Raw genomic sequence first — 990 nt, 5'->3', positions numbered from 1 at the left:
GAATCCTTTTGTCAAGCGGTTTTGAGCACTTTTTAAGAGAAAATGTTTTCATGTTTTTTCAATCTTGACCGTTGTTAGCATAAAAAAGATTGAAGTAATCTCGTTCCAAACTTTATTTTCTAACAGTATTTTTTGCTTCGACTTTTCTATTTTCCAGAGCCGAAGCCTCTTGTAAAAATTGAACTAGCTTGAAAAAAATCGAGCAGTGTCACTCCTGCTCTCGAATTCTACTTTTCACTTAACTAACAGCAACACTTCCTTGCCCTGTCAGCCCCCGAACTGTATTCTTTTCACAATTTTTGTTATACTAGTTATAGAAAGGCTAGGAGGACTGAAAATGACCCCAAATAAAGAAGATTATCTCAAATGTATCTATGAGATTGGCACCTATGCTAAAAAAATTACCAATAAAGAGGTCGCTCAGCTTATGCAAGTTTCTCCTCCAGCCGTGACCGAAATGATCAAGAAAATGCTGGCCGAAAATTTGCTGGTAAAGGACAAAAAGGCTGGCTATCTGCTGACCGATTTAGGACTCCGACTAGTCTCCGAACTTTACCGCAAGCATCGCCTGATTGAGGTGTTCCTCGTCAACCATCTGGGATATACAACGGATGAAATCCATGAAGAAGCCGAAGTCCTAGAACATACTGTTTCAGATCGTTTTGTTGAACGTTTGGATGCCATGCTGAATTTCCCAGAAACCTGTCCTCACGGCGGTACGATTCCAGCCAAGGGAGAGCTTTTGGTAGAGAAAAACAATCTCACCTTAGAAGCGGCCTCTGAGCCTGGAGACTATCTTGTCACTCGGGTCCACGATGAATTTGATCTTCTCATTTATCTAGAAAAGCATGGTCTTCAGCTAGGCAAGACCATTACCCTTCTTCAGTATGACTCCTTTGCCCAGCTTTATGTCCTCAAAGTTGATGGGCAAGAGATTCAGGTCAACTCCATGATTGCCAAGCAGATTTATATTGAAAAACTTTAAAATGA

The 990-nt window shown here is 40.8% G+C and carries 1 protein-coding gene; it reads left to right on the top strand.

Translation table 11 applies throughout. The features are described 5' to 3' along the window. The first annotated feature begins 337 nt into the window (after positions 1 to 337). Positions 338 to 985: a metal-dependent transcriptional regulator gene (locus STRDD04_RS05480; protein WP_062200038.1), complete on the top strand. Its 648-nt coding sequence runs from the start codon at positions 338 to 340 to the stop codon at positions 983 to 985. Positions 986 to 990: the final 5 nt, after the last annotated feature.

The organism is Streptococcus sp. DD04, from assembly GCF_001578725.1.
In the GTDB taxonomy this organism is placed as follows: Bacteria; Bacillota; Bacilli; order Lactobacillales; family Streptococcaceae; genus Streptococcus; species Streptococcus sinensis.
The sequence above is the reverse complement of the archived record's forward strand: the minus strand, read 5'-3'. Positions and strand labels throughout refer to the sequence as shown.

Bases quoted from the DNA above. Each gene is read 5' to 3' on its own strand.
- STRDD04_RS05480 (WP_062200038.1), top strand. From the start codon at position 338: ATGACCCCAAATAAAGAAGATTATCTCAAATGTATCTATGAGATTGGC.